At 38.1% G+C, this 24,894-nt stretch carries 24 protein-coding genes; 8 read left to right on the plus strand and 16 right to left on the minus strand.

The annotated features are described in order from the left end of the window. Window positions 1-23 precede the first annotated feature (23 nt). The 6 genes from FVB32_RS11225 to FVB32_RS11250 all read right to left on the minus strand — a co-directional run bounded on the left by FVB32_RS11225 (window position 24) and on the right by FVB32_RS11250 (window position 7,557). Entirely contained in the window at window positions 24-1,148 is a 1,125-nt protein-coding gene (locus FVB32_RS11225) for an inorganic phosphate transporter (protein ID WP_147743889.1), read from the minus strand. Between the two features lie 341 nt (window positions 1,149-1,489). Next, the gene (locus FVB32_RS11230; RefSeq protein ID WP_147743890.1) at window positions 1,490-2,758 is read right to left on the minus strand and encodes an adenylosuccinate synthase; all 1,269 of its coding nucleotides are present in this window, start codon (window positions 2,756-2,758) and stop codon (window positions 1,490-1,492) included. 12 nt (window positions 2,759-2,770) lie between these two features. Next, a complete protein-coding gene (locus FVB32_RS11235; protein ID WP_147743891.1) occupies window positions 2,771-3,226 on the minus strand; it encodes a Fur family transcriptional regulator in 456 nt (151 codons plus the stop codon). A 42-nt stretch (window positions 3,227-3,268) separates the two neighbouring features. Next, complete coding sequence (locus FVB32_RS11240; protein ID WP_147743892.1) at window positions 3,269-5,473, minus strand: RelA/SpoT family protein; 2,205 nt, start codon at window positions 5,471-5,473, stop codon at window positions 3,269-3,271. 44 nt (window positions 5,474-5,517) lie between these two features. Then, window positions 5,518-6,750, minus strand: coding sequence for a M48 family metallopeptidase (locus FVB32_RS11245; protein ID WP_147743893.1), 1,233 nt, complete (start codon window positions 6,748-6,750; stop codon window positions 5,518-5,520). A 3-nt stretch (window positions 6,751-6,753) separates the two neighbouring features. Next, window positions 6,754-7,557, minus strand: coding sequence for a TrmH family RNA methyltransferase (locus FVB32_RS11250; protein ID WP_147743894.1), 804 nt, complete (start codon window positions 7,555-7,557; stop codon window positions 6,754-6,756). 66 nt (window positions 7,558-7,623) lie between these two features. Between FVB32_RS11250 and FVB32_RS11255 the strand changes: the two genes are divergently transcribed. Beyond that, window positions 7,624-8,427: a DUF6503 family protein gene (locus FVB32_RS11255; RefSeq protein WP_147743895.1), complete on the plus strand. Its 804-nt coding sequence runs from the start codon at window positions 7,624-7,626 to the stop codon at window positions 8,425-8,427. Between the two features lie 52 nt (window positions 8,428-8,479). On the opposite strand, the gene FVB32_RS11260 is transcribed toward FVB32_RS11255, so the two are convergent. From FVB32_RS11260 to FVB32_RS11285, 6 genes are all read right to left on the minus strand, one after another. Beyond that, on the minus strand, window positions 8,480-9,772 hold the full coding sequence (locus tag FVB32_RS11260) for an amidohydrolase family protein (protein ID WP_147743896.1): 1,293 nt from the start codon (window positions 9,770-9,772) through the stop codon (window positions 8,480-8,482). 10 nt (window positions 9,773-9,782) lie between these two features. Further along, on the minus strand, window positions 9,783-12,725 hold the full coding sequence (locus FVB32_RS11265; protein WP_147743897.1) for an amidohydrolase family protein: 2,943 nt from the start codon (window positions 12,723-12,725) through the stop codon (window positions 9,783-9,785). A gap of 64 nt (window positions 12,726-12,789) precedes the next feature. Next, entirely contained in the window at window positions 12,790-13,857 is a 1,068-nt protein-coding gene (locus FVB32_RS11270; RefSeq protein WP_147743898.1) for a DUF3810 domain-containing protein, read from the minus strand. Between the two features lie 156 nt (window positions 13,858-14,013). Beyond that, a complete protein-coding gene (locus tag FVB32_RS11275) occupies window positions 14,014-15,123 on the minus strand; it encodes a peptidylprolyl isomerase (protein ID WP_147743899.1) in 1,110 nt (369 codons plus the stop codon). 13 nt (window positions 15,124-15,136) lie between these two features. Next, window positions 15,137-15,682: a gliding motility-associated peptidyl-prolyl isomerase GldI gene (gene gldI, locus FVB32_RS11280; protein ID WP_147743900.1), complete on the minus strand. Its 546-nt coding sequence runs from the start codon at window positions 15,680-15,682 to the stop codon at window positions 15,137-15,139. Beyond that, window positions 15,679-16,695: a DHH family phosphoesterase gene (locus FVB32_RS11285; protein ID WP_147743901.1), complete on the minus strand. Its 1,017-nt coding sequence runs from the start codon at window positions 16,693-16,695 to the stop codon at window positions 15,679-15,681. The genes gldI and FVB32_RS11285 overlap by 4 nt, the downstream gene beginning before the upstream one ends. 176 nt (window positions 16,696-16,871) lie before the next feature. On the opposite strand from FVB32_RS11285, the gene FVB32_RS11290 reads away from it, so the two are divergent. After that, the gene (locus FVB32_RS11290; protein WP_147743902.1) at window positions 16,872-17,291 is read left to right on the plus strand and encodes a nucleoside-diphosphate kinase; all 420 of its coding nucleotides are present in this window, start codon (window positions 16,872-16,874) and stop codon (window positions 17,289-17,291) included. A gap of 50 nt (window positions 17,292-17,341) precedes the next feature. Here the strand turns inward: FVB32_RS11290 and FVB32_RS11295 are convergent, their stop codons facing one another. Genes FVB32_RS11295 through recF form a run of 4 tightly spaced genes read right to left on the minus strand, consistent with a single transcriptional unit; the run spans window position 17,342 to window position 19,664 of the window. After that, entirely contained in the window at window positions 17,342-17,848 is a 507-nt protein-coding gene (locus FVB32_RS11295; RefSeq protein ID WP_147743903.1) for a GNAT family N-acetyltransferase, read from the minus strand. A gap of 16 nt (window positions 17,849-17,864) precedes the next feature. Next, window positions 17,865-18,161: a DUF721 domain-containing protein gene (locus FVB32_RS11300; RefSeq protein ID WP_147743904.1), complete on the minus strand. Its 297-nt coding sequence runs from the start codon at window positions 18,159-18,161 to the stop codon at window positions 17,865-17,867. Further along, entirely contained in the window at window positions 18,161-18,583 is a 423-nt protein-coding gene (locus FVB32_RS11305) for a lipocalin family protein (RefSeq protein WP_147743905.1), read from the minus strand. The genes FVB32_RS11300 and FVB32_RS11305 overlap by 1 nt, the downstream gene beginning before the upstream one ends. A gap of 1 nt (window position 18,584) precedes the next feature. Next, a complete protein-coding gene (recF, locus tag FVB32_RS11310; protein ID WP_147743906.1) occupies window positions 18,585-19,664 on the minus strand; it encodes a DNA replication/repair protein RecF in 1,080 nt (359 codons plus the stop codon). Window positions 19,665-19,790: 126 nt separating this feature from the next. Here recF and FVB32_RS11315 point away from each other — a divergent pair, with 126 nt between their 5' ends. From FVB32_RS11315 to FVB32_RS11340, 6 genes are all read left to right on the plus strand, one after another. Then, window positions 19,791-20,552: a tetratricopeptide repeat protein gene (locus tag FVB32_RS11315; RefSeq protein WP_147743907.1), complete on the plus strand. Its 762-nt coding sequence runs from the start codon at window positions 19,791-19,793 to the stop codon at window positions 20,550-20,552. Window positions 20,553-20,555: 3 nt separating this feature from the next. Further along, complete coding sequence (gene ribH / locus FVB32_RS11320; RefSeq protein ID WP_147743908.1) at window positions 20,556-21,038, plus strand: 6,7-dimethyl-8-ribityllumazine synthase; 483 nt, start codon at window positions 20,556-20,558, stop codon at window positions 21,036-21,038. A gap of 117 nt (window positions 21,039-21,155) precedes the next feature. Continuing rightward, window positions 21,156-21,440 (plus strand): riboflavin synthase subunit beta, encoded by a 285-nt coding sequence (locus FVB32_RS11325; RefSeq protein ID WP_147743909.1) that lies wholly within the window; start codon window positions 21,156-21,158, stop codon window positions 21,438-21,440. Then, window positions 21,440-23,287 (plus strand): DNA mismatch repair endonuclease MutL, encoded by a 1,848-nt coding sequence (gene mutL / locus FVB32_RS11330; protein ID WP_147743910.1) that lies wholly within the window; start codon window positions 21,440-21,442, stop codon window positions 23,285-23,287. Before FVB32_RS11325 ends, mutL begins: the two co-directional genes overlap by 1 nt. Continuing rightward, window positions 23,288-24,022 carry a rhomboid family intramembrane serine protease gene (locus FVB32_RS11335; RefSeq protein ID WP_147743911.1) on the plus strand — a complete coding sequence of 245 codons (735 nt, stop codon included), beginning with the start codon at window positions 23,288-23,290 and terminating at the stop codon, window positions 24,020-24,022. It abuts the gene before it with no gap. A 3-nt stretch (window positions 24,023-24,025) separates the two neighbouring features. After that, complete coding sequence (locus FVB32_RS11340; protein WP_147743912.1) at window positions 24,026-24,892, plus strand: rhomboid family intramembrane serine protease; 867 nt, start codon at window positions 24,026-24,028, stop codon at window positions 24,890-24,892. Window positions 24,893-24,894: the final 2 nt, after the last annotated feature.

Below are 24,894 nucleotides of genomic sequence, written 5' to 3' on the forward strand. Positions count from 1 at the left end.
GATTTGGCTCTCTAGGTTCTTGATTATTTGAAATGTAGCAGTAACCAGTAAATTGTAGCACTGCAGATTGCCGCAATTGGCAAGGTTAAGAGCCAGGACAATAGTATGTTCCTTATTACTTTTAGATCTGCTTTTTTAGTTACGGTTCCTATTCCAAAAATCGACCCTACAGATACGTGTGTTGTTGAAACTGGTAATCCGTGTACACTAGCAGTTGTAACTAAAAGGCCCGTGACCAAATTTGCCGTGAAGCCTTGCCCACTATTCATGGGTGTGATTTTTTTGCTCATCATTTCTCCCACTTTTTTTGCATTTAACAGCCCTCCAATGGCCATGGCCAAAGCAACTGCAATCATTCCCCATTTTATGTCCAAAGTGTTTATCACTATAAGTAACCCAACAATTTTTGGAGTATCATTTAATCCTCTTGCAAAACTTACAATTCCGGCACTTATATAATGAGCAAAGTCTAGCATTTTTTGGGCATTAATTCCAATGAAGTTCCCTTCATACTTTTCAATGCACTCTTCTTGTTTCATTAAGTTAAGTGTTTGTGAAGATTCCATTTCAGCGGTTAAAAACTCTTTGTGATTCCCCGCCTTTAGAATAGCTTTTTTTTCTTGTCCCACACAGATACAAGTTTCTTTGGCTACCCCTAGGAGGCTCCGTAATTTTTTAAAGAGAAGATAGGCTAATAAACTAATTACCGCTGCCATAAGCGGACTAACAATTAAGGGCATTAAAAAAGTATTGCCAAGCTTTGCAAAATTAAACGCTGTACCAACTGCAACAACACCGCTGCCAAACAAAGCCCCTACCAAACTATGTGTTGTTGATATGGGCATTCCAATTTTTGTGGCCATAAAAACTGTTATCGCTGCACCTAAAGCAATTGAAATAGCAAATTCTGGAGATTGAATCAGGGTATCTGGAACAAGACCTTTTCCTGAGAAGTTTTTAACTAATGTACTGGCCAGAAAGATGGCCGCTATAGAACCTGCGAAAGTAGTTATGGTGGCCCAGGCTATTGCTTTTTTATAGTTGGTGGTGCTACTGCCAAATAGGGTTGCAACTCCTTTAAAATTATCATTTGCGCCGTTACTGTATGCTAGAAAACAGGCAGCTAAAAAAAGAATGATTAAAATCATGGGCTGGGTATCTAAGTTTTAAGACCGATTCCTTAATAGTCGAAGGGGTATTATCATCATTACCACAAAAGGAAAAGAAAGGAGAAAATATACCTGTTATAGTCTCGAGGATATGATTTGCTTCAATTTACCTTCGGATATCACAATACTTCGAAAGAAGTGATAAAATGTTTTACATGGGATGAAACATGCCTTTCAAGTGATTCAATCCGTCCTAAATCAACAGGTAGTTCCTTCCCATGATTATTTTTAAGAAAGTCATACTGCTGCATGGGGTCTTATTATTCCATTAAAATAATAAAAACCTTGAATTATTAGGCTTTACTAGCACGTTAGCAACCTTATCTGTGAATGGTTTGAAGTCTATCTGGTCCTACAGAAACAATTTTAATGGGCACGTTGAGCTGCTCTTCCAAAAAGGCAATATAATCGTTAAGCGCTGGGGGAAGTTCTTCAGCCTTGGTTAATTTGGTAAGGTCTTTGCTCCACCCCTTCATTTCGGTATAAACAGGTGTTACGTTTTCACTTTCAATATTATAGGGTAGGTGATGGATTTCTGCTCCCTTGTACTGATACGCAGTGCAAACTTTAATGTTTTTAAATCCGCTAAGCACATCTGCCTTCATCATCATCAATTCCGTAACTCCATTGATTTGTACAGCGTATTTAAGTGCAACCAAATCCAGCCATCCACAACGTCTGGGCCTACCTGTTGTGGCACCAAACTCGTTTCCTACGCGCCCCATGGTCTCGCCATCATTATCGAATAATTCGGTGGGAAACGGACCGCTTCCAACCCGAGTGGTATACGCCTTAAAAATACCCAATACGCGACCAATTTTATTGGGTGCGACCCCCAAACCTGTGCAGGCACCGGCGGCAGTAGTGTTGGAGGATGTTACAAAAGGGTAAGTACCAAAATCAATGTCCAATAGAGAACCCTGGGCACCTTCTGCCAATATTTTTTCACCCTTGGCTTGGGCATTAAAAATAAATTCCTCGCTATCTATGAACTTCAAACGTTTTAGCGTTTCAATACCTTCATAGAATTCAGCTTCGAGCTCCGCTAAATCATATTGGATATCTACATTGTAGAAGTCAATCATGGCCTCATGCTTATTGGCCAAGGCTCTATATTTTTCTTTCCAGTTATCAAATTCAAGATCACCAACCCGCATTCCATTTCTACCAGTCTTATCCATATAGGTTGGTCCAATTCCTTTTAGGGTGGAACCAATCTTGGCTTTCCCTTTTGAGGCTTCAGAAGCTGCATCCAACAAACGGTGTGTAGGTAGTATTAGATGGGCCTTTCTGGAGATAAAAAGCTTGGAAACAATATCGATGTTGAACTGATCTAGATTATCCAACTCCTTTTTAAAGATTACAGGATCTATGACCACTCCATTACCCACAATGTTTATGGCATTTTTATGAAAAATTCCTGAAGGGATGGTATGTAGTACATGTTTTATACCATCAAACTCCAAGGTATGGCCTGCATTTGGTCCTCCTTGAAATCGAGCAATGATATCGTAGTCTTTGGTAAGTACATCAACAATTTTTCCTTTTCCTTCGTCTCCCCATTGGAGTCCAAGCAATAAATCTACCATGAAATGTGTTGGTTATTCTGTTAGGTTTTCTTCTTTGTTTCGGGTTCCGTAGAAATATAAGGAGTGGTTATTGATTTTGATATCAAATACCTCCTCAATGGTTTTTTTGATGGATTGAATGCGAGGGTCACAAAATTCTACAACTTCTCCAGTATCTGTTAGGATTACGTGATCATGTTGATGATCAAAATAGGATTTTTCGTATTGTGCCTGATTTTTTCCAAATTGATGTTTACGAACCAGTTTGCAATCCAATAAAAGTTCAATGGTATTATAAAGTGTGGCACGACTTACCCTGTAATTTTTGGTCTTCATTTTAATGTAAAGTGATTCTACATCAAAATGATCATCGCTATCGTAAATTTCTTGTAAAATGGCATAACGTTCAGGTGTTTTCCGATGTCCCTTTTCTTCTAAAAAAGAAGTGAACACATTTTTTACAATTTCCTGATTTTTATTGTTCCCCATAGCTTTCTCACCTATGCTAAAGGACAAAGGTACAGCTAAAAATTAAATTCTGGATACTTTGTCAATCCCCTCCACTTGCTTCAAATTATTGATCAGCTTTTTTAGAATATTGTTGTTTTTCACAACTAGGGTTATTTTACCCGTGAACGTGCCTCCATCTGCACTAAAATTAAGATTTCGCATGTTCACATGCATGTTGTCCGAGATAATATTAGTGATATCGTTTACCAACCCTAAATTATCTATTCCGGTAATTTGTACGTCTACAGTAAATTCTTCCTGTGAGGAATCTATCCACTTGGCGGACATGATCCTGTACGCATAATTGGATTGCAGTGAAATTGCGTTTGGACAATTCTTTTTGTGGACCTTTATACCGTCATTTACGCTTACAAAACCAAAAACATCATCACCAGGAATTGGATTGCAACACTGGGACAGTTTATAGGTCAACTTTTCCTCCTCCTTTCCAAATACAAGCATATCATATTTGGTAGTGATTTCCTCCTTATTTACCTCCTTTGGGGTAGGGTTTCTTCGGATTCTATTTTTAAAGAAATTAAGAAAGGCATTGTGGTACGAAGAGGCAAAATCCTTGATTCGCTCATTGTCTATGACCCCAATTCCTACACGATAGAATAAATCCAAGCTGGTTTTCAGCTTAAAGAAAATGACCAGTTTATTAATGGTATCCTCGTTAAGCGTTATTTTTTGGGATTTTAGCTTCCTACGGAGAATTTCTTTTCCGTCTGTTGCAATATTTTTCTTCTCCTCACTAAGTGAAGATTTTATTTTGGACCTTGCCCTGGCAGTTTGGGCATAATCCAACCAACTTTGATTGGGTTTGGCACTTTCGGAGGTAATAATTTCTACCTGATCACCACTGTGCAATTCGGATCCTAAGGGTACCAACTTCCCATTTACTCTGGCACCTCTGGTTTTCATACCCACTTCGGTATGAATGTGAAATGCAAAATCCAGAGGAGTTGCTCCTTTTGGCATTGATTTTAATTCACCCTTTGGCGTAAATACAAAAATCTCCTTGGAATACAGGTTAAGCTTAAATTCCTCTACAAAATCTACAGCATTATTATTGGATGTTTCCAGAGCTTCCTGTAAACGATTTAACCAATCCTCAATACCTTGTTCTTTTTGCTCTCCGTGCTTGTATTTAAAATGGGCTGCATAGCCTTTTTCTGCAATTTCATGCATTCGCTCACTTCTAATCTGTACTTCTACCCATTTTCCTTTGGGTCCCATAACAGTGATGTGAAGTGCCTCATATCCTGTAGACTTTGGTGAGGTAATCCAATCACGCAGACGAATTGGATTAGGGGTAAAGTGATCCGTTACAATAGAGTAAATCTTCCATGCTAAAAACTTCTCGTTCTTTCTGTCCGATTTATAGATGATTCTAATGGCAAACTTGTCGTAGACTTCATCAAAAGAAACATTTTGGGCTTTCATCTTTCTACGGATGGAAAAAGTGGACTTCATCCGACCCTTTATATCGTAATTCAACCCTTCCTTATCCAAGGAGTTTCTGATGACATTGGAAAAGTCTTCAATGTATGCCAACTGTTCTTCCTCGGTATCTTCAATTTTGGCTTGAATGTCTTGATAAACTTCAGGTTCCGTGTATTTTAAACTGAGGTCTTCTAAATGGGTTTTGATGTTATATAATCCGATTCTATGCGCAAGAGGGGCGTAGATATAAAGCGTTTCTGATGCAATTTTCACCTGCTTGTGCTCTGGCATGGCATCCATGGTAAGCATATTGTGGTAACGGTCCGCTATTTTTATAATGATTACCCTAACATCATCATGCAATGTCAGCAACATTTTTCTGAAGTTTTCAGCTTGCTGACTGATGTCCTTGTCTTTTTTAAGGTGTGCAATTTTGGTTAGTCCGTCCACAATACGGGCAACACTTTCACCAAACATGCGCTCTATATCATCCAAAGTATAGGCTGTATCCTCGACCACATCATGGAGGAGGGCAGAGGCAATGGAAACAGCGTCCAAACCTATCTTGGAAGCCACAATTTTTGCTACGGCAATGGGATGAAAAATATAAGCTTCGCCAGATTTACGGCGTTGATCTTTATGTGCATCTACGGCTACATCAAAAGCAGAGCGTATCAACTTCTTGTCCTCTTTGGTCAAGGTTTGATAGCTTATACGAAGCAATTCTTTATACTGCTTCGCAATCTCTTTATTCTCTTTTTCAATAGCAGCCTCCGTCATAGTATATTAAAATTACCACAATCTTTAATGGTTACCAACAAAAATTATGCCTTTAAGTTCCTAATGCGCTCAACTAGAGGAGGATGGGAGTAGTGTACAAAAACATAGGCTGGGTGCGGAGTTAGATTGCTCAAATTGTTTTTGGACAGCTTTTTTAAGGACGAGACCAAAGGCATTGCCGCAAAGGTCTTCTTTGCATAATCATCTGCCTGAAATTCAAATTTTCTGGACAAATAATTCATTGCAAGTCCAGTGACTTCAGAAATAGGGCTGTAGAGCAATGCAAAGCCAATAAGTCCTGCATGAAAACTAGGTATTGAAACTCCTATTGCCAACGAAATGTCCGGATTGTTGATAAAGAGCGAAAGGATAAAAAGGGTGAATCCTGTTAACCCCAATGAAACAAACAAATTAACGACAATATGCTTTCGTTTATAATGTCCCACTTCATGTGCCAAAACGGCCACAATTTCCTCTTCATTTAAATCATTGATTAAAGTGTCAAACAAGGTGATTCGCTTTTCCTTCCCGAATCCAGAAAAGTAAGCGTTTGCTTTTGTTGATCTTTTTGATCCATCAATCACAAAAATATTTTTAAGTTCAAACCCTACATTTTTGGCATACCTTTCAATAGCAGTTTTTAGGCTTCCTTCTGATAATGGGGTTTGTTTATTGAACAATGGGACTATGAGTCGGCTGTAGAATAGATTCATGAATAAAATAACGGAACCAATCAAAATCCAGGTATAGATCCAAAAATTAGCTCCTGTCCATTGATAAAAAAGTATGAATAAAGACAGCACGACACCCCCAAATACTATGGAAAGCAACCCTCCTTTAATTTTATCTAAGAAGAACAGTTTTTTGGTGGTTTTATTAAAACCGTATTGTTCTTCAATAACAAATGTTTGATAGTAGGAAAATGGTGTTCCTAAAATAGTACTGCCCAACATTATAAAGCCGAAGAACACTAAAGCCATAGGTATGGTGCTCTCTGTTATTGATCGAGTGATTGTGTCAATCCATTCAAATCCTCCGAAAAACAAAAAACAAAGAGTTAACAGCAGGGAAAATCCATCAGAAAACAAACCAAATTGATAGTTTGCCTTTTTGTATTGCTGGGATTTTTGATATTCTGTATCATCAAAAACATCATTCAATTCTGCAGGAACGTTGGATTTAAAACGCTTTGCATTGAGGTATTCCAACAGTTGATGAATCAAATACTGAACTACTAAGATGATAATGATGATGTAGAAGAGCGTAGTTTTTTCCATAGGCTATAATCCGCGTTGCCGCTTTGCTTCAAATATAAGTATTGCGGCGGATACCGAAACGTTCATTGAATCTATTTCACCCTGCATCGGGATAATTAGGTTTTGGTCGGAACTTTTAAGCCAAGCTTCTGATAATCCTGTGGCTTCCGTACCCACCACTATGGCAGTGGCGCCTTCAAAATTGCAATCCACGTAGTTTTTGGAGGCGGTAAGGGCAGCACCAAAGATTTGAACCTGATTTGACTTAAGAAATTGGATAATATCCTCAGTAGTACCAACCCCGATTTGATTGGTAAACACACAACCTACACTGGAACGAATAATGTTTGGGTTATAAAGATCAGATTTTGGATTTGCAATCAACACAGCATCTATGGCAGCAGCATCCGCTGTTCGTAGAAGCGCACCAATGTTCCCTGGTTTTTCTGGTGCTTCGGCTACTAAAATCAAAGGGGTCTGATTCTTAAATTGAATTTTTTCCAGGGAATGGGTTTTGCTTTTGGCTATGGCCAAAATACCCTCAGTTGTGCCTCTATGCGCTATTTTTTCATAAACAGCTTTGGATATTTGAATGATTTCAGGATTTCCATACTGGGCAAAAGCAATATTGTTTGGAGTTGGTGATATCTCAGGACAAATAAGAATAGTCTGAATTTGATAACCTCCTTTTTGAGTCAGTTCAAGTTCACGTTGCCCTTCCACAATAAAAAGTCCAGTTTTTATACGTTCCCTAGACTTTTCTTTTAGCAGCAATATCTTTTTAACCAACGGGTTTTGGACACTGCTGATTTCTTTGGGTTCCTTCACAGACCAAAAATACGTATTCTTGTAATCTTAAAAAGGTAATCTCGACAAAACGACAAACAAACAACAATGAAAAAAACAACCATCATTTTTCTATTACTAGCAATTGGTGCATGTAAACCAAGTGCTAAAAAAGAGGAGATTAAAGAGAATATTCAAGAAGAAACCGTTGTGCCTGAAAAGAAATTTCCAGAGAAACTTGTGAAGGTTTTTGATGCACATGGTGGATTGGAAACATGGAAGAGTAAGCGGACTTTGGTATATGAGATGCCAAAACCTGATTTTACCGAGACGCATACTATTGATTTATGGTCTAGAATGGATAGGGTAGATTCCGAGCAGTTTGCATTAGGGTCCGAAGGAGAAAAAGTTTGGTTATCCGATGCTGAAGGTAACTACAAGGGAGACGCTGGATTTTATCACAATTTGATGTTCTATTTTTATGCCATGCCTTTTGTTTTGGCGGACGACGGTATTATTTATAGCGAAACGGATGATTTGGAATATGATGGACAAACCTATCCAGGTATTCGTATTGCATATGAATCGGGAGTCGGTACTTCTTCAAAGGATGAGTATTTTATTCATTATGATACTGCAACTGGACAAATGGCATGGTTGGGCTACACCGTAACGTACAGAACTGGAGAAAAATCAGAAACGGTTAAGTGGATTAGATATGATGACTGGCAGACTATTGATGGTCTGGTTTTACCAAAATCAATTACTTGGTATAATTTTGAGGGAAGTAAAATTTTAGATGCAAGAAGTACTGTTCCATTTGAAAATGTTTCGCTTAGTGAAACTTCAAATTCAGATGAATTTTATGCCAAACCTGAAGGTGCGGAGTATGTTGAGGTGAAAAAGAATTAGGAAAAAAATCTAGTATAACAAGCGCGGCGGTCCATGGACCGCCGCGCTTGTTTTATTTTCCTTCGTATTTTTTGGAATAACGTTTCCAAAGTTTCGTTTGGTGGGTTTCCAAGGAAATATCCCGTCCGTCTATAAATGCTTTGGATAATTGATTGGTCCGCATATCCAATGCATCCCCTTCAGAAATAAATAAGGTCGCGCTTTTACCTACTTCCAGTGTTCCATAATCAGTATCAATTCCTAAGATTTTGGCCGTATTGCCGGTTAGCAATTGCAACGCTTTTTCTTTATCCAAGCCTTGTGCTACAACCTGACCTGCATAAAAGGGCAGATTTCTGGTTTGAAAATTGGAAGCTGAAGCATTTTGCAAGCCTACCAACACACCTGAATCCATTAATAGTTTTGGAAGCTTATAAGTGAAATCATAATCATCGTCATCAAAAGTAGGGAGGGAGTGGGTAAAATTTACCAGAACTGGAATATTATGCTTTTTTAAGTAATCTGCTATTTTATGGGCATGATATCCTCCTACCAAAACCATTTTTTCCGCACCTGATGCTTTTGCACTTGCAATCCCATCCATCATTTCCTTTTCTCCGTTCGCATAGATGTACAACCGCTTGCTTCCATCAAAAACACCTTGCATCGCTGCAAAGGCGGCATTATGCTTTGTCGCGTTGCTCTTACCATAAGCATGAGCATTCTGCATAAAGGTTTTTACTTCATTTACCTGCTTTTGATAATTCTTGTTGGGAATGAAACCATTAGGTTCTCCCATCCACCATCTGCCTTTTCTAAAAATAGCGGGCCAATTCAAATGAATTCCATCATCCAATTTTATGGCTGCATCTTCCCAGTTCCATGCATCAAATTGTACAATGGATGAGGTTCCGGAAATTCTTCCCCCTTTAGGTGTCACTTGTCCAAGCAAAACTCCATTGGGACGCATGCTTTCTACAACCTTTGATTCGGCATTATAGGCAATAATACTTCTAATATGGGGAATGATATCTCCAATTTCATCTTGATCATTACTGGCCCTAACAGCATTTACCTCTATAAGACCTAACGATTTTCCAGGGGCGATAAAACCGGGATAAATATGTTTGCCAGTACCATTAATGGTCTCGCCTTTGGCAGTAATCTCTGGACCACCTAATGCAGTTATTTTTCCATTCTCAAAAACTAAAGTGCAGTTTTCTTTAACGGTACCATCACCAATATGTGCAGTGGCTCCTGTAATGGTTATTGCTTCACTCTGAGTGGGAGCTGGTGTCTGTTGGGCAAATGCAATAAAACTGCATAGTAGCCCAAGAATTGTAAATATGGATGTTACTTTTTTCATGTTTTAGTTTTTAAAGGCTTTCGCAGTGGAACCTACTTTTTTTGTTCTGTTTTGGATCTTGCATTTTTTTACCGCTCTCTTTTTCATTTAACATCATGTTAATGAGTTGACTACGTTCTTGTCTTACGGCTTCTCGTAATGCCTTGTCTTTTTCTAAATCGAAATAAACAGCACCTTCAATTATAGTTTTTTCAGCTTTGGCATAAACAGAAAGCGGATGATTGTTCCATAGAACTAGGTCAGCATCTTTGCCTACTTCGATGCTTCCTACCCTATGATCAATATGCAAAAGCTTTGCAGGGTTTAGCGTCACTGTTTTCCAGGCTTCTATTTCTGACATGCCGCCGTATTTTACTGTTTTTGCCGCCTCTTGGTTTAATCTTCGTGACATTTCTGCATCATCACTGTTGATGGCTACGGTGACCCCTTGGCTTGCCATAATGGCTGCGTTATAGGGGATGGCATCATTTACCTCGTATTTGTACGCCCACCAATCGCTAAAAGTAGAACCACCAACACCATGTGCGGCCATTTTATCGGCCACTTTGTATCCTTCTAAAATATGGGTGAAGGTATTTACGCGGAAGTTGAATTTCTCCGCTACTTTCATTAGCATATTAATTTCACTTTGTACGTAGGAGTGACAGCTTATGAAACGTTCACCATTTAGGATTTCTGCGAGGGTCTCCATCTCTTCATCCATACGGAAAGCTTGGCCGCTTTTCTTTTTATTGTCGTATTCTTTGGCTCGTTGAAAGTAGTCCACGAAAACCTGTTCCACGCCCATTCGCGTTTGGGGAAAACGGGAAAAACTCTGCCAATTGGATTGTTTTACATTTTCACCCAGCGCAAATTTTATAAACTTAGGGGAGTTCTGAAAGATAAGGTCATCAGCACTTTTACCCCATTTTAATCGTAGAATCGCAGAACGCCCCCCAATAGGATTTGCGGAACCATGCAGCAGTTGAATGGTGGTGACACCTCCGGCCAGGTTACGATAAAGATCCATATCCTTGGAATCAATAACATCGGTCATTTTAACTTCTGCGGAAGAATTATGCCCCGCTTCGTTTACTGCAAGTGCACCAATATGGGAGTGTTCGTCAATGATGCCTGCTGTCAGGTGCTTGTCGGTTGCATCTACAACTTTGGCATTTCCTGCGCTAAGTTCTTTTCCTATTTTGGCAATCTTGCCATTTTTAACAAGTACATCAGTAGCTTCAATAATACTTTCCCCAGTCCACACCGTAGCATTTTTAAAAAGCATGTTTTCTTGGGTAGGGATGGCTTTATAGCCATAACCAACATTAGGGTAGGTAAGAGGCATCATCTTGGGAGCATCAGCTACACTATCTTCTTTTGCTTTTGCTTCAAAATTCTTTGTTTTAATGGCTTTTGAAGAAACTTCTTTTCCATTAGGAAGTAGTATTTTTCCATTGATATCATCTGAATCTGATGCAATTTGGGCTATTAAGCGATACGCATCTCCTTGCTTATCCGAAAAAGTTACATTGAGCCAGTCACTAGTATAGGTGATTTTAGCATCGAGCTGCACAGTATCTTTCTTTACTGTTGCTTTTGGTTTATTGTGCTCCCCAGAAAGGGAAATGGAATAGGTACTTCCATTTACAGCAAGATTGTAATCGCCTCGTACGTCTTTTTGGTCTTTGGAATTGATTACATGTTTTCTGCCTTGCACCCAATTTTCATGAAGCGTGGTTCCTTTTTCAAAAATATCCCCTGAAGTAATTAAAAAATTGGCCAATCTTCCAGATTGTAAGGTTCCAAGCTGTTGGGATTTCCCCAAAATGGCTGCTGGAGTAGTTGTTAGAGCTTCTAACGCTTTTGTTCTTGAAAGACCATAGTGGATAGCTTTCATCAATTTTGAGGTGAAATCTGAAGGTGATTTTAGGCCGTGTAAGGTGAGCGAAAATGTGATAGCATTGTCTTCTAATGCTTTTGGATTGGAAGGTGCCAAGTTCCAATGACGCATATCTTTTAAGGCCACATATTGTGCTTCATGCGGGTTGGATACATCGTATGCCTTTGGAAAGTTGATGGGAACAATCAATCTGGCATTGGTTGCTTTAATAGCTTGAATGTCTTCATACTCATCCCCACCGGCCAATATAGCATACTGAATTCCAAACTGGTCACCTATCTTATCTGCTCTTAAAACATTTCCATTGCTTCCAGCAGCAAAGATTTGCATCATGCCTTTGTTTTCAATAAGCGCTTCCAGTGCGCGATCTTTAGTATCCACATTTCCTTTCTCGTACCAATCCATATCATAATACAACTGACGCATTAATGCAGTAGCTCCCATTAAAGAGGTTGGATAAGATTGGTTTTTGGCGATACTTTTTTTGAAGGAGAAATACTGAGCAGATTTATCATTCAATATTCTTTTTGATTCGTTCCCTTGATCATTAAGGGTTACCAATACCCCAGTGCCCCTGGCGATTCCATCTTGAATATGGGAATTCACGACTCCAAACCCCACTTTTCGTAGTTCACCGGCTTTTTTGTCATTGTATGTGAAATTCGAAATGGCATTATTTTCTGGCATAACATGATCGTTCCAATAAAAACCTTCACGGGAAGGGCCGTACTGTGCAGATCTCCCTTGACTTTTTGACTTCTCAGGTTGTTTTACACCAAAATTGGAGAATACATCAATAAAAGAAGGGTAGATGTATTTCCCTTTCAAATCTTCTATCACAGCATTTTTAGGAATACTTATTGTACCCCCAACTTGTACTACTTTACCGTTTTGGATTAGTAGTGTGCCGTTTTCAATGATTTGTGTGGGAGTAACATAAATTTTCGCGTTGGTAAACGCTGTATAGTTGTTGTTTTTTGTTTTGACACCGTCATTTTTTGGAAAATAATCTTGTGCAAACAAGGAAGCACTACCCAAGAGGAGGGTTAGTGCAAATAGTTTCATTTTCATATAAAATTAATTGTATTAGTCGCTTTAAAGGTAGCGGAAGTAGCAATACTGTACAAGCTCCATTTTAGAAGCCATAATTGTTGTGATAGCTTATTAAAAGTCCAACCACGGAATTATAACTTTTTATACCTTCTTCTTGGTTGTTTGCTTTCAAAAAAATATTGAAAATAGATTTAAAAACAGGCTCTAAAGGATTTTCATATTGTTTCCAAAAGTCAGATACTTCTTGAAAGTTCTTTTTAACGCCAGGATGTAATTTTTTTACGACTTCCTTAAACTTCGTCTCATCTCTTCTTGATAAATCGGAAAGACAATATCCCAAAGCATGGGAATATGCAGCATATTTAAAATAAGTGTCCTCATTTTTGGCAGTAACCAAAAAACCAATAAAATTTGTGGCGTCTTCGGCGGAATAGCCCAGTTGGTGTCCCACTTCGTGCCCGCTAACTGTTGGAAGTCTAAACAGTGGAGTTACCCCGTTTACCTGCGCTTCATTGGAAAAAGGATTTAGATACCCTCCATACCCCATATAAGTTAGTGGTAGGCTAAAGAGGGATGTTTTAAGGCTTACGGTCTTATATTCAAAGTTAGGATAACTTTTCTTTAATGCTTTATAGCCTTCTTCAGTTTTTTTGAAAATTTCCTTTTTAGAATATGGGATTTTGACTGGGTCAATACTATCACCAGTGATTTCGGTTTGATAATGATTCGCTTTTTCCACTAAATAAGTAGTGAACATTAGTAGTTCTTCTTTTGTATAGTCTTTTTCAATTTGCAATTTCCATGTGATGGGTTGTCGGTAATAATTCATTCCCCAAAGCAAGTGAAATGCAAAATATGCTACGGACACTACCACCAATATATCTTTAAGGAAAAACAGAGGCTTTTTTGTGATGGATTTCCAATTTCGGTATACATATCTTCCAGCTAAAATGAAAAGGATAAGATAAAAAAGGTCGCCAATGGAGAAAGGTATCCACCCAAAAAGCACTCTAAAAAACTTGGAAATTCCAAGATAGAGGCCATTGCTATAATAGTCTTCTACCAACTCTGGGTAACTGCCAATCCATTTTACCAGAAGTATCTGTAATGGGAGCGATAAGACTAATATGGTCTTTGTTTTTTGCTTCATTAAAAATGAAAAAGGGTATGGGTTTTAATATGAACCTCTAAACTAGAGCTTAATTGTTAGATTCCCAATTGGGTTTTGGCTCTTAACAAAGCTTTATATAAAGGAATAAAAAAGGTCGCACCACTGTGCGACCCTTTGAACGTGTTTTTTAAGAAACTATTCCTGAATTCCAGTGATTTCCAAATCAAAAATTATATCAGAATTGGGTGGTATTGGGCCGCCACCTTGAGCTCCCAATCCTAAATGGGGAGGTAAGTAAATTCGTATTTTGTCACCTACTTTCATAGAGAGGAGTCCTTCTCTAAACCCTGGGAATAGTCTGGCTTCTGGACTAAATTCCATAGGGGTTGGTAAATAACCTCCACCTTGCTTTCTTCTCTCATCATACTTCTGAAATTTTCTGGCTACGTCCTCATAATTGCTGTCAAACAGCTCCCCGTTGGTTAACCAGCCTGCATAGCTTACCAAAACCTTTTGCCCTATTTTGGGTTGCTCCCCATCTCCTTTTGTAATGGAATAAATTTTAAGACCGGAGGCTGTTTCTTCCGCTTCTTCTTTTTGGCTGTTAAGTTCTGCAACAAAATCTTCTTTCATCTTTTTGAAGGCTGCAATAGCCTCTTCTTCTTCTGCGAAATAGGCAGTCATGATTTGGATGGCGTCAAACTTTTTGGCCGCTTTGCCATTTCTAACAATTTCCACCTTATTCATTACTACATCAACCTTTGGCTTGTTTGAAGGGGGGACAACCTCAACACTTGCGATGGTGTCCACAACGTCCATTCCCTGTACTACTTCACCAAAAACAGAATGCTTTCCATTTAACCAAGGTGTCTCTTTATGGGTAATGAAAAACTGACTTCCATTGGTTTTTGGACCTGAATTGGCCATGGACAAAATTCCTTTTTTGGAATGGGAAAGTGAATCATGAAATTCATCTTTAAATTTATAACCAGGGTTTCCACGTCCTGTTCCTGTGGGATCACCGCCCTGAATCATGAAATCCTTAATAATTCTATGGAAAATAATACCGTCATAGTACTTTTTTCCTTTAAGGCTATCTTCTACAAAAGGGTTGTTTCCTTCAGCCAAGGCCACAAAGTTGGCAACGGTTACTGGAGTTTTTTCATGTTCCAATTTTATGATAATATCTCCTCTGCTGGTTTGTATGTCTGCAAAAATGCCATCTCCTAAATCGGCATATTGACTGGATTTGCATCCTAAGAATGTAATTGAAAATAAAGTAATTAAAACAAATGCTTGTTTCATTGTATTTCGGATTTTAATTTAAACTGTCTTGATTTATAATGATTGTATGAAGTTCTACTGTAGATTTTAATGGTGTTCTCGGGCCAATACGATTTCCATCACCGTGATACCCATAAGCTTGTAGTGAAGGAAACAAAAATGTTGCTTTTTCGTTGATTTTAAGCAGTTTCACCGCATTTTGTAAGCCAGAAAACAATTGCTCCTTATCCACAACATAGGAAGTGGGTCCAAAGTCTTCCATGGAATAAATGGTATCATTTTCTAATGTGGTAAGATTGTATGAGAACAATATTTGATCATTCGTTTTTGGCGAATACGAAGCAGTATCATTTTTAGTCTCAAAATAATACCAAAACCCACTTGGGCTTGCTGTATACGAATGGATGGAATCCTTTTGAATTATCTCCCCAATTAATTTTTCTTCCTTTGCGAGTAGTATCTTATTGCGCTCTACGGACTCTTTAAAAAAGCTGCCTGATTTTACCTCTACGGGTTTTCTAGGCTCAGGACCACCACAACTTCCCAGAATCACTAATGCTATTAAAAAAATGAATCTCATGGATTTAATTGCGTTTTATACGTTTTAAGGATGTCATTAAACTTTGTAATTGTTGCTTCCATGCTAATTTCACTTCTTCCTCCAGCTGCATTGTCATGTCCTCCACCATTAAAATGATTTCTTGCAAATTCATTTACTGAAAAGTCACCAATGGATCGTAAAGAAATTTTTATAATACCTTCCTCACGATTCTCAATAAAAATTACGGCAAAAATAATACCTTCTAAAGTTAGGCCGTAATTGACAAAACCTTCTGTATCACCCTTTTTAAAATCGTTGTCATCCAGTTCTTCTTGAGAGAGCGTAATATAGGCTGTTTTATATTGTGGCAAAATGACCATATTGCTTAAGGCCACTCCAAGAAGATGTAAGCGAGATGGGGAATTTGTGTCAAAAACCCGTTGATGGATTTCCATGTTTTCGGCACCGCGATCAATAAGGTCGGCAACTACCCTATGCGTTCTGCTGGATGTTGACCGGTATTTAAACGAACCGGTATCTGTCATGATTCCCGTATACAAATTAATGGCCATGGCTTTGGTAATCCTATCGGTTTCGCCCAGATATTCGATAAAATTATAGACCATCTCACAGGTCGAACTCATACTAACATCTGAATAGGTTACTATGGCATAATCGTCTGGTTGCTGATGATGGTCAATCATAATAAAATCAGCTTCTTTTGCCTTTAAAATGGTTTCTAACTGTCCTGTTCTGGAAAGGTCATTAAAGTCCAATGTAAATATTACCGTAGCCTCATCCAAAGCTTTTTTGGCTTCTGAGTTTTCCTTTTCAAAATTCAGGATTTGCTCATTTCTGGGCATCCACTTTAAAAATTTTGGATAATCATTTGGAGCAACCACAACGGCATTTTGCCCTTTATCTTTTAAGAAACCCAATAAACCCAGGCAAGAACCAATGGCATCACCATCAGGATTTTTATGAGGTATGATTACGATGTTTTGGGGCTTGGAAAGAATAGACTTAATCGTCGTGATGTCCTCTAAATTCATGCATGCAAAGATACAATAATATACTATAGAGGTTAATCAAGATTGGCCATTTTTGAGAACACATCCGCTTACCTTTTCAAGTCAGACAAAAAGAATCATTTTTCAATAACTAAAACCGTCAATTTATGCCTTGCTCGTTAGTTGAAAAAGCGTAAGTTTGCGCAAAATTTAAAGAAATGACTGGAAATAGAACGTTTACCATGATAAAACCAGATGCCGTTGAAAATGGACATATTGGTGCAATTTTGGAAAAAATAACCGCTGCTGGATTCAAGATTGTGGCGATGAAATATACACAGTTAAGTAAAAGGGATGCGGAAGCTTTCTATGCGGTACATAATGAGCGTCCTTTCTTTGGGGAACTCGTTGCTTTTATGACCAGAGGTCCAATTGTATCAGCCATTTTGGAAAAAGATAATGCTGTTGATGATTTTCGTGCGCTTATCGGTGCGACAAATCCTGCTGAAGCAGCTGAAGGAACAATACGTAAATTATTTGCAACAAGTATTGGAGAAAACGCGGTTCATGGATCTGATAGTGATGAAAATGCAGCGATTGAAGGTGCTTTTCATTTTGCTGGAAGGGAAGTGTACTAGTTAAAAATATATAAGTGAAAATTAAAGCCACTGGATATCCAGTGGTTTTTTTAGTTTGAAAATAGCAAAAGTTCTTCTTCACTTCCTGTTGGTTTTACAGTCCCAATCTCAGATAGACCACTTTTTTTAAGGAGTCTCTGTGATTTGGTATTCTCGTGAGAAGTAATGGCGAGAATAGATTCTAATTTCAAGATATCTTTTCCATAATGTAATAAGGCTTCACAAGCTTCAGAAGTGTAGCCCTTTCCTTCATATTCTGGTAAAATGGCAAATCCAAGATCCGGATGCTCTAAATAATCTCGCTTTAAAAAACCGCAAATCCCAATAGGGATGGATGATTCTTTTAAACACATTTTAAAAAGCCCATAGCCGTTTTTTTGATAGGAACTAATTAAACTGGATTCAATATATTCGGTAGCCTGCTCAATTGTTCGTATTCCTCTATCTCCAATGAATTCAATCCAATTTGGGCTATTCAATAGCTTATAAAAGAATGTAGCATCGCTTATTACGGCCTCCTCCACTAATAACCTTTCTGTTTCGACAATTTTTTTCATTGTATTGAGAAGCTCGTTAACGCAGCACCAACTTTTTCACCAATTCCTTGCCTAATTCCTCATTGAGCATGGCAATAATTTTGGTTTTTCCCAAGCTTAACTCCTCCCTAAGTACAGAGGAGGAAAGGGAAATAAAAAGCGTTTCATTTCTTAACTCAATGGCAGTGGTATAATTATTTACTCCGTTCCCCATCAATTTTACCCAGGCATCCCTTGCATCTACCTTGTCCATGCCTTTTTGGAGTTTATTCTCTTTGATGAACTCATTTAAAGCATCACCCAAAGGAAGGTGGGAATTATGTCTTTTAGCCATTATTTTGATATTACAATGGGTTGAAATCGCTTGTAAGAATATTTTATTCCTTCTTCATTGAGCACAGAAAAAGAGGAGGAGTCCAATTGTACTAATTTTTCCTCCCACGCACTTAAATTGTTTTCATATTGAAGGATGATCACTTCATTGCTATAGTTAACCTTGAAGGATTCCGTGATATTTGAAGTGTTGAAGCTACCATCGAACTTGGGTTGGACTTTTTTTCGAAAACCTTGGTTATTTTCTAGATGTATGAAATCAATAGTTGGGTTTACCGTATAATTCTTTTTTGTTCCATCTGCAAAGGCCACCTCTGTAATCTCCCAATACCCATTTAAATTACTCAATTCTTGTTCTGGGATGACGTTGTTTTTGCATCCCAGAAATCCAGTAATCAATAAAAAGAGTACTATTCTTTTCATACTACAAGGTAAAGATTTTATAGCTCTGGCGAATGTTTTTAACTACATTTTCGGTACGCTCCGCATGGGTGTCGCTAATAAAAATCTGTCCAAAATTGTCATTGTCCACCAAGCCGACTATTTGTGATACCCGATTTTCATCCAGTTTGTCAAAAATATCGTCCAACAGCAAAATGGGAGTCGTTTTTGCTTGCTCCTTTATAAAATGAAATTGTGCCAGTTTTAGTGCAATTAAAAAGGATTTTTGCTGCCCCTGACTTCCAAATTTTTTGATGGGATGACCAGCTATGGTAAAGTTGAGGTCATCTTTATGAATTCCAACACTAGTATACTGGATGGCTCTATCTTTATCGATATTGGATTCCAATAAGTCCAATAATCCTTTTTCAGAAAGTTGACTTTCATAGGAAAGCATGATTTGCTCATCTTTTTCTGAGATATGAGCATATTGTTCCTTGAATATGGGAGTAAAGGATGAAATAAATGAAACTCTCTTTTCATGAATCTTGGAACCTAATCCGTGTAATTGCTCATTGTAAATAGAAAGAGTGTTTGGATCAAAAGTGTTATTGGCGACAAAGTATTTTAGCAACGAATTACGTTGCACCAAAACCTTATTGTATTTGATGAGTGTTTGTAAATACTCCTTGTCTGATTGGGAAATCACCCCGTCCATGAACTTTCTGCGGGTATCACTTCCTTCAATAATAAGGTCACGATCAGAGGGAGAAATGATCACTAGGGGCAAAAAACCAATATGATCTGAAAATTTTTCATAGGCTTTGCCATTGCGTTTGATCACCTTTTTCATTCCCTTTTTGAAACTACAGATGATTTTTTCGGTTCGTTCTTCCTTTTCAAATTCACCTTCCACTACAAAAAAATCAGTGTCGTGTTTAATGTTTTGGGTAGAAACCGGATTAAAGTAGCTTTTTCCAAAGGAAAGGTGGTAAATGGCATCCAAGATGTTGGTTTTTCCAACACCGTTATCACCCACCAAACAGTTGATAACCGGATCAAATTCCAATGTTTTGGAAGCAAAATTTTTATAATTAACTAAAGACAAGTGCTTTAAAAACATAAAAGGCTAGAGAGCTATGGCAATTTTAATCACATAGTGATCGATTAAAGATTCCAAAAATAACGAATAAATTAGCTTTTGGTTTTGGATAAAAACTTTATTTTTGCGCGATTAATTAAATCTAGAATGGCAACATACAAGAAGCGAGGCTTTAAGCCAAAAAATAAGGTTGAAGAAGCTCAACTGGATGAGCAGAACAGCACAACGGCCGAGGTTTTTAGTACCTTGGATGAAAGTGCTTCCAAAACCGAGGCTTGGGTTCAGAAAAACCAAAATTACATTTTAGGCGTTATTGGTGTTATAGCCATTGGTGTTCTTGGTTATTTGGGATACAATGAATTTATTCAAAAGCCTAAAGAAGCTTCTGCAGCTAATGAACTTTTTTATCCTCAACAGTATTTTGATCAAGCTTTAGCAAGTGAGACCGCTAAAGATTCCCTTTTTACATTGGCCTTAAATGGAGCCGAAGGTAAATACGGTTTCTTGGATATTATAGAGGAATATAAAGGGACCAATGCTGCAAATTTAGCTAAGTATTCTGCTGGAATGACATACTTGAATATGCAGCAGTATGATGAGGCAATAGCACATTTGGAAAGTTTTTCTTCTGATAATAAAGTTTTTGGTGCCATGGCTAAAGGAGGAATGGGAGATGCTTTTTCCCAATTAAATCAGCCTGAGGATGCTTTGGAATACTACATAAAAGCATTTGAACATGATTCAAACGGATACACCACTCCAAGATTTTTATATAAAGCTGGTGTTGTTGCTATGGATTTAGGTCAGAAGGAAAAAGCATTAGGTTTCTTTGAGCGAATCAAAAATGACTTTTCCACTTCACAAGAAGCAAACGGTATAGACGTACTTATAGGTCTGGCCAAAAACTAGACCATGGCAACCGAGAACAAAAATCTCTCCGCATACGATAAAACTGCAATTCCAAATGCAGCTGGACTTCGTTTTGGTATTGTTGTCTCGGAATGGAACGATACCATTACAGAAGGGTTGTATAAAGGGGCTTTTGACGCATTGGTAGATTGTGGGGCTTCCGAAGAAGATATCATTCGATGGAATGTTCCAGGAAGTTATGAGCTTACTTTTGGTTGCAAAAAAATGTTCAAAACTGAAAAATTGGATGCTGTAATCGCTATTGGAAGTGTTATCCGAGGAGAAACCAGTCATTTCGATTTTGTTTGCAGTGCAGCAGCACAAGGAATTAAAGATCTTAATGTTGCTTATGATATACCTTTTATTTTCTGTGTGTTAACGGATAATAATTTACAGCAAGCTATAGACCGCAGTGGAGGTAAACATGGCAATAAAGGTACTGAAGCGGCTATTGCTGCCATAAAGATGGCTACCCTGGGCAATTAAATTCCAGAAATTCAAGAAAATCAAAATTATCCCTTGACTGTTAACATTTTTTAGCAGCGCTTCCCTATTCTGTTTTTTGAATTTAAGTACCTTTGAGACTACACGGAAAAGGATGTAATGCGAAATTTTCTAAAACTTAGAAAAAATAGAACATACGATTATTCACCTAGGTATTACAAAGGTGAAGGCAATCCGTATAAAATAGAACATAAACTAGATAAATACAGAAGTACAGCCCATTCGCAAAGAGGTTTGAAAAACAAAATTACCTCGGCGGTGGATGATTTAAAGAATGAAGGTGATCGAAATCTAAAAATTCGTTTCCTTGTTATTGTGGCTGTTTTGATATTGTTGTTCCTCTTCATCATCGACTTTGATTTATCCATATTCCTGAACCCCTAATGGCGGACATCATAAAACTTTTGCCAGACCATGTTGCCAACCAAATTGCAGCAGGGGAAGTGGTTCAACGGCCGGCATCTGTAGTTAAGGAATTATTGGAAAATGCCATAGACGCCGGGGCTACTTTGGTAAAACTGATTGTTAAAGATGGGGGTAAAGCGTTGATTCAGGTAGTGGATAATGGTTTGGGAATGAGCGAAACAGATGCTAGACTTTCATTTGAGCGGCATGCCACATCCAAGATTTCCAGTGCCCAAGACTTATTCAACCTACAGACAAAAGGATTTAGAGGCGAAGCCTTGGCATCCATTGCCGCCATTGCCCATGTTGACATGCAAACCCGGGTTGAGGGTTCAGAAATAGGGACACATATAAAGATAGAGGGCAGTAAAATAATAACCCAAGAGGCGGTGGCAACTCCAAAAGGGACTTCAATTTCCGTTAAAAACCTCTTTTTTAATATTCCGGCAAGGCGTAATTTCTTGAAATCTAATCAAGTGGAGTTGCGGCACATTACAGATGAATTTCACAGGGTTGCTTTGGTACACCCAAACATTGAGTTTCATTTTTATAATAACGGGTCCGAGATTTTTAACCTACCCAGAGCCAAACATAGACAGCGAATAAGTCATGTTTTTGGTAATAAAATGACTGACCGACTAGTTCCAGTGGAGGAAGAAACGGAAGTGGTAAAAATATCTGGATTTATTTGCAAACCAGAATTTGCTAAAAAGAGTAGGGGGGAACAGTTTTTCTTTGCCAATAGCCGATTTATTAAAAGCCCCTATCTCCATCATTCTGTAATTGCAGCTTTTGAAGGTCTTATAAAAAAAGAATTATATCCAGGCTATTTTTTGTATTTGGAAGTAGATCCATCATCCATAGACATCAACATACACCCAACAAAGACAGAAGTGAAATTTGATGATGAAAATACGATCTATGCCATACTTCGCTCTACCATAAAACATAGTTTGGGACAATTTAATGTGGCACCGGCCTTAGATTTTGAACATGACCCTAATCTAGATACGCCCTATGCGTATAAAGAAAAGGGTGTTGTGCTACCAAAAGTTACTGTGGACACTGCATTTAATCCATTTCAAGAAACAGCGGAAAGAAAGACAAGTACGTCTACCTATCAAAAGGCGAGTGCCAAAGGATGGGAAAATTTGTTTGAGGGTGCAGATGCTTCTGTTAATACAGAAGATTTTAGCAGTGTTGAAATAGAGTCGGATGATGCGGTGCAGGGAACCTTTTATTCGGAAACGGAAAGCGATGCACAAGCTGGCATGACCTTTCAGCTTAGAAGAAAATTTATTGTGAGTACCATTAAATCGGGGATGCTGGTTATCCATCAAAATAGAGCGCATGAACGGGTGCTTTTCGAAAAGTTTTTGGGAGAAATTACCGTTAAGGAAGGAGTAAGTCAGCAACTTTTATTTCCTTTGGAGCTTAGCTTTTCTAAACAGGAACTCATTATTTTAAAAGAAATAAAGGAAAGCTTGAACAATGTTGGTTTTGCTTTTGAAAGCTTGGAACAAGAAACTGTAAAAGTGACAGGTGTACCCTTGATTGTTTCTGAAAGTGGAATTGGCACGGTATTGGATCAATTAATAGCGAACTATAAAGAAGGGTTTGAAGGAAACTCCATATCCCAGGCAGAACTGCTAGCAAAAGAACTTGCTAAAAATTTAGCAGTGAAATCGGGGGAAGTATTGGATTCTGAATCTCAGTTGGCATTGGTGAATGATTTATTCGGTTGTAAGGAACCTAGCCTAAGTCCGTTCCAAAAGTTGACATACACAACAATCTCCGAAGGAGATATAGATAAAAAATTTAGTTAGATGGGTAGATTGACCGAAGCGGTAAAACACTTGTTGATAGTCAACGTTATTTTGTTTTTTGCCACTCAGTTATATGGGGAACAGATGTATCAGCTTTTATCGCTGTGGTTTCCTCTGAACACTAATTTTCAGTGGTGGCAGGTAATCAGCCATATGTTCATGCACGGTGGGCTTATGCATATTGTGTTTAATATGTATGCTTTATGGGCGTTTGGTACTCCTCTAGAACAAGCTTGGGGGAGAAATAAATTTTTGTTCTTTTATTTTTCGGCGGGATTAGGTTCTGCTTTGCTTCACACAGGGGTCAACTATTATTTGTTTAATGAGGGACTTAATGCATTAGTAAATTCTGGGATGGCGGAAGAACAAGTGTTGGATATTATCTCAAAAGGACAATACAGTCCAGATTGGTATAATCTAGCTTCGAAAAGTACAATAGACAATTTTTTAAGCGCCTATAATACTCCGGCGGTAGGGGCATCTGGAGCAATTTATGGGATTTTAGTGGCCTTTGCATTTATGTATTCCGAAGCAAAATTGATGTTGATTTTTCTTCCTGTACCCATTAAAGCAAAATACTTTGTGCCATTGTTATTGGCTGCGGATTTATTTTTAGGCATTGGTAATGTTAACACAGGTGTTGCTCATTTTGCACATATTGGAGGGGCATTGATAGGTTTTATAATGATGTGGTATTGGAAAAAGAATCAGTTTAACCAAAACAGGTGGAATTAAGATATGGCTACTGGTGGACTTCAATATAATTTTGCTCGTCTTAATATTGCTGAGAAGCTTATTGCGCTAAATGTGCTTGTGCTTATTCTCGATGGACTCTCATCGGCACTTTTTGGGACTTCGGTAGCAGATTGGTTTCATTTGCCAAAGGATTTAATGGAATTTTTTGGACAACCATGGTCGTTGGTCACTTATTCTTTTTTTCATGCTGGTCTAGGTCATATCTTTTGGAATATGATCATGCTGTATTTTGCTGGTAGGATTTTCCTAAACCTTTTTGATAACCAACGCTTTATTAATGTATATTTTCTTGGGGTTATTTTAGGTGGGATAGTCTTCCTGTTGAGCTATAATGTTTTTCCAACCTTGCTGAACACCAATACCGCTTTAATAGGGGCATCGGCTGGGGTAACAGCAGTATTAATTTTTGTTTGCGCGTATATCCCAAACCAAGAAGTACGTGTTATCTTCTTTAATGTTAAGCTTTGGCATGTGGGCGTGTTCTTTGTTTTAGTCGATTTAATTCAGATTAATTATGGCGGAAATGTAGGAGGTAGGCTAGCACATCTTGGAGGAGCGTTATTGGGTTATGTCTATGCACGACAACTCTTAAACGGAAAGGATATTGGTGCAGGTTTCACGAAATTTAGAAGTGCTATTTTGGAGTTTTTTAAGTTCAAAGAAAAAAAAGCACCCCTAAAAACAGTGTATAAAAAAAATAGCTCTAAAAGAAAAAGTGCGGTTGATTATGATAAAGAGGCACATCAGCGTAAAATAGATACTATTTTGGACAAAATAAGCAAGTCGGGCTACGAGAGTTTGTCCAAGGCAGAAAAGGATTTTTTGTTTAAGGCGGGAAAAGAGGAGTAAAA

Origin of the sequence: Flagellimonas hymeniacidonis, from assembly GCF_008040165.1 — a bacterium.
Taxonomy (GTDB): domain Bacteria; phylum Bacteroidota; class Bacteroidia; order Flavobacteriales; family Flavobacteriaceae; genus Flagellimonas; species Flagellimonas hymeniacidonis.

What these genes read in the sequence shown, in the direction of transcription:
- gldI (WP_147743900.1), bottom strand. Translation starts at nt 15,682, where the DNA reads ATGAGATTCATTTTTTTAATAGCATTAGTGATTCTGGGAAGTTGTGGT.
- FVB32_RS11300 (WP_147743904.1), bottom strand. Translation starts at nt 18,161, where the DNA reads ATGGCTAAAAGACATAATTCCCACCTTCCTTTGGGTGATGCTTTAAAT.
- FVB32_RS11305 (WP_147743905.1), bottom strand. Translation starts at nt 18,583, where the DNA reads ATGAAAAGAATAGTACTCTTTTTATTGATTACTGGATTTCTGGGATGC.
- FVB32_RS11240 (WP_147743892.1), bottom strand. Translation starts at nt 5,473, where the DNA reads ATGACGGAGGCTGCTATTGAAAAAGAGAATAAAGAGATTGCGAAGCAG.
- FVB32_RS11260 (WP_147743896.1), bottom strand. Translation starts at nt 9,772, where the DNA reads ATGAAAAAAGTAACATCCATATTTACAATTCTTGGGCTACTATGCAGT.
- FVB32_RS11290 (WP_147743902.1), top strand. Translation starts at nt 16,872, where the DNA reads ATGACTGGAAATAGAACGTTTACCATGATAAAACCAGATGCCGTTGAA.
- ribH (WP_147743908.1), top strand. Translation starts at nt 20,556, where the DNA reads ATGGCAACCGAGAACAAAAATCTCTCCGCATACGATAAAACTGCAATT.
- FVB32_RS11340 (WP_147743912.1), top strand. Translation starts at nt 24,026, where the DNA reads ATGGCTACTGGTGGACTTCAATATAATTTTGCTCGTCTTAATATTGCT.
- FVB32_RS11265 (WP_147743897.1), bottom strand. Translation starts at nt 12,725, where the DNA reads ATGAAAATGAAACTATTTGCACTAACCCTCCTCTTGGGTAGTGCTTCC.
- FVB32_RS11285 (WP_147743901.1), bottom strand. Translation starts at nt 16,695, where the DNA reads ATGAATTTAGAGGACATCACGACGATTAAGTCTATTCTTTCCAAGCCC.
- FVB32_RS11225 (WP_147743889.1), bottom strand. Translation starts at nt 1,148, where the DNA reads ATGATTTTAATCATTCTTTTTTTAGCTGCCTGTTTTCTAGCATACAGT.
- FVB32_RS11245 (WP_147743893.1), bottom strand. Translation starts at nt 6,750, where the DNA reads ATGGAAAAAACTACGCTCTTCTACATCATCATTATCATCTTAGTAGTT.
- FVB32_RS11335 (WP_147743911.1), top strand. Translation starts at nt 23,288, where the DNA reads ATGGGTAGATTGACCGAAGCGGTAAAACACTTGTTGATAGTCAACGTT.
- FVB32_RS11325 (WP_147743909.1), top strand. Translation starts at nt 21,156, where the DNA reads ATGCGAAATTTTCTAAAACTTAGAAAAAATAGAACATACGATTATTCA.
- FVB32_RS11295 (WP_147743903.1), bottom strand. Translation starts at nt 17,848, where the DNA reads ATGAAAAAAATTGTCGAAACAGAAAGGTTATTAGTGGAGGAGGCCGTA.
- recF (WP_147743906.1), bottom strand. Translation starts at nt 19,664, where the DNA reads ATGTTTTTAAAGCACTTGTCTTTAGTTAATTATAAAAATTTTGCTTCC.
- FVB32_RS11230 (WP_147743890.1), bottom strand. Translation starts at nt 2,758, where the DNA reads ATGGTAGATTTATTGCTTGGACTCCAATGGGGAGACGAAGGAAAAGGA.
- FVB32_RS11270 (WP_147743898.1), bottom strand. Translation starts at nt 13,857, where the DNA reads ATGAAGCAAAAAACAAAGACCATATTAGTCTTATCGCTCCCATTACAG.
- FVB32_RS11275 (WP_147743899.1), bottom strand. Translation starts at nt 15,123, where the DNA reads ATGAAACAAGCATTTGTTTTAATTACTTTATTTTCAATTACATTCTTA.
- FVB32_RS11255 (WP_147743895.1), top strand. Translation starts at nt 7,624, where the DNA reads ATGAAAAAAACAACCATCATTTTTCTATTACTAGCAATTGGTGCATGT.
- FVB32_RS11315 (WP_147743907.1), top strand. Translation starts at nt 19,791, where the DNA reads ATGGCAACATACAAGAAGCGAGGCTTTAAGCCAAAAAATAAGGTTGAA.
- FVB32_RS11235 (WP_147743891.1), bottom strand. Translation starts at nt 3,226, where the DNA reads ATGGGGAACAATAAAAATCAGGAAATTGTAAAAAATGTGTTCACTTCT.
- mutL (WP_147743910.1), top strand. Translation starts at nt 21,440, where the DNA reads ATGGCGGACATCATAAAACTTTTGCCAGACCATGTTGCCAACCAAATT.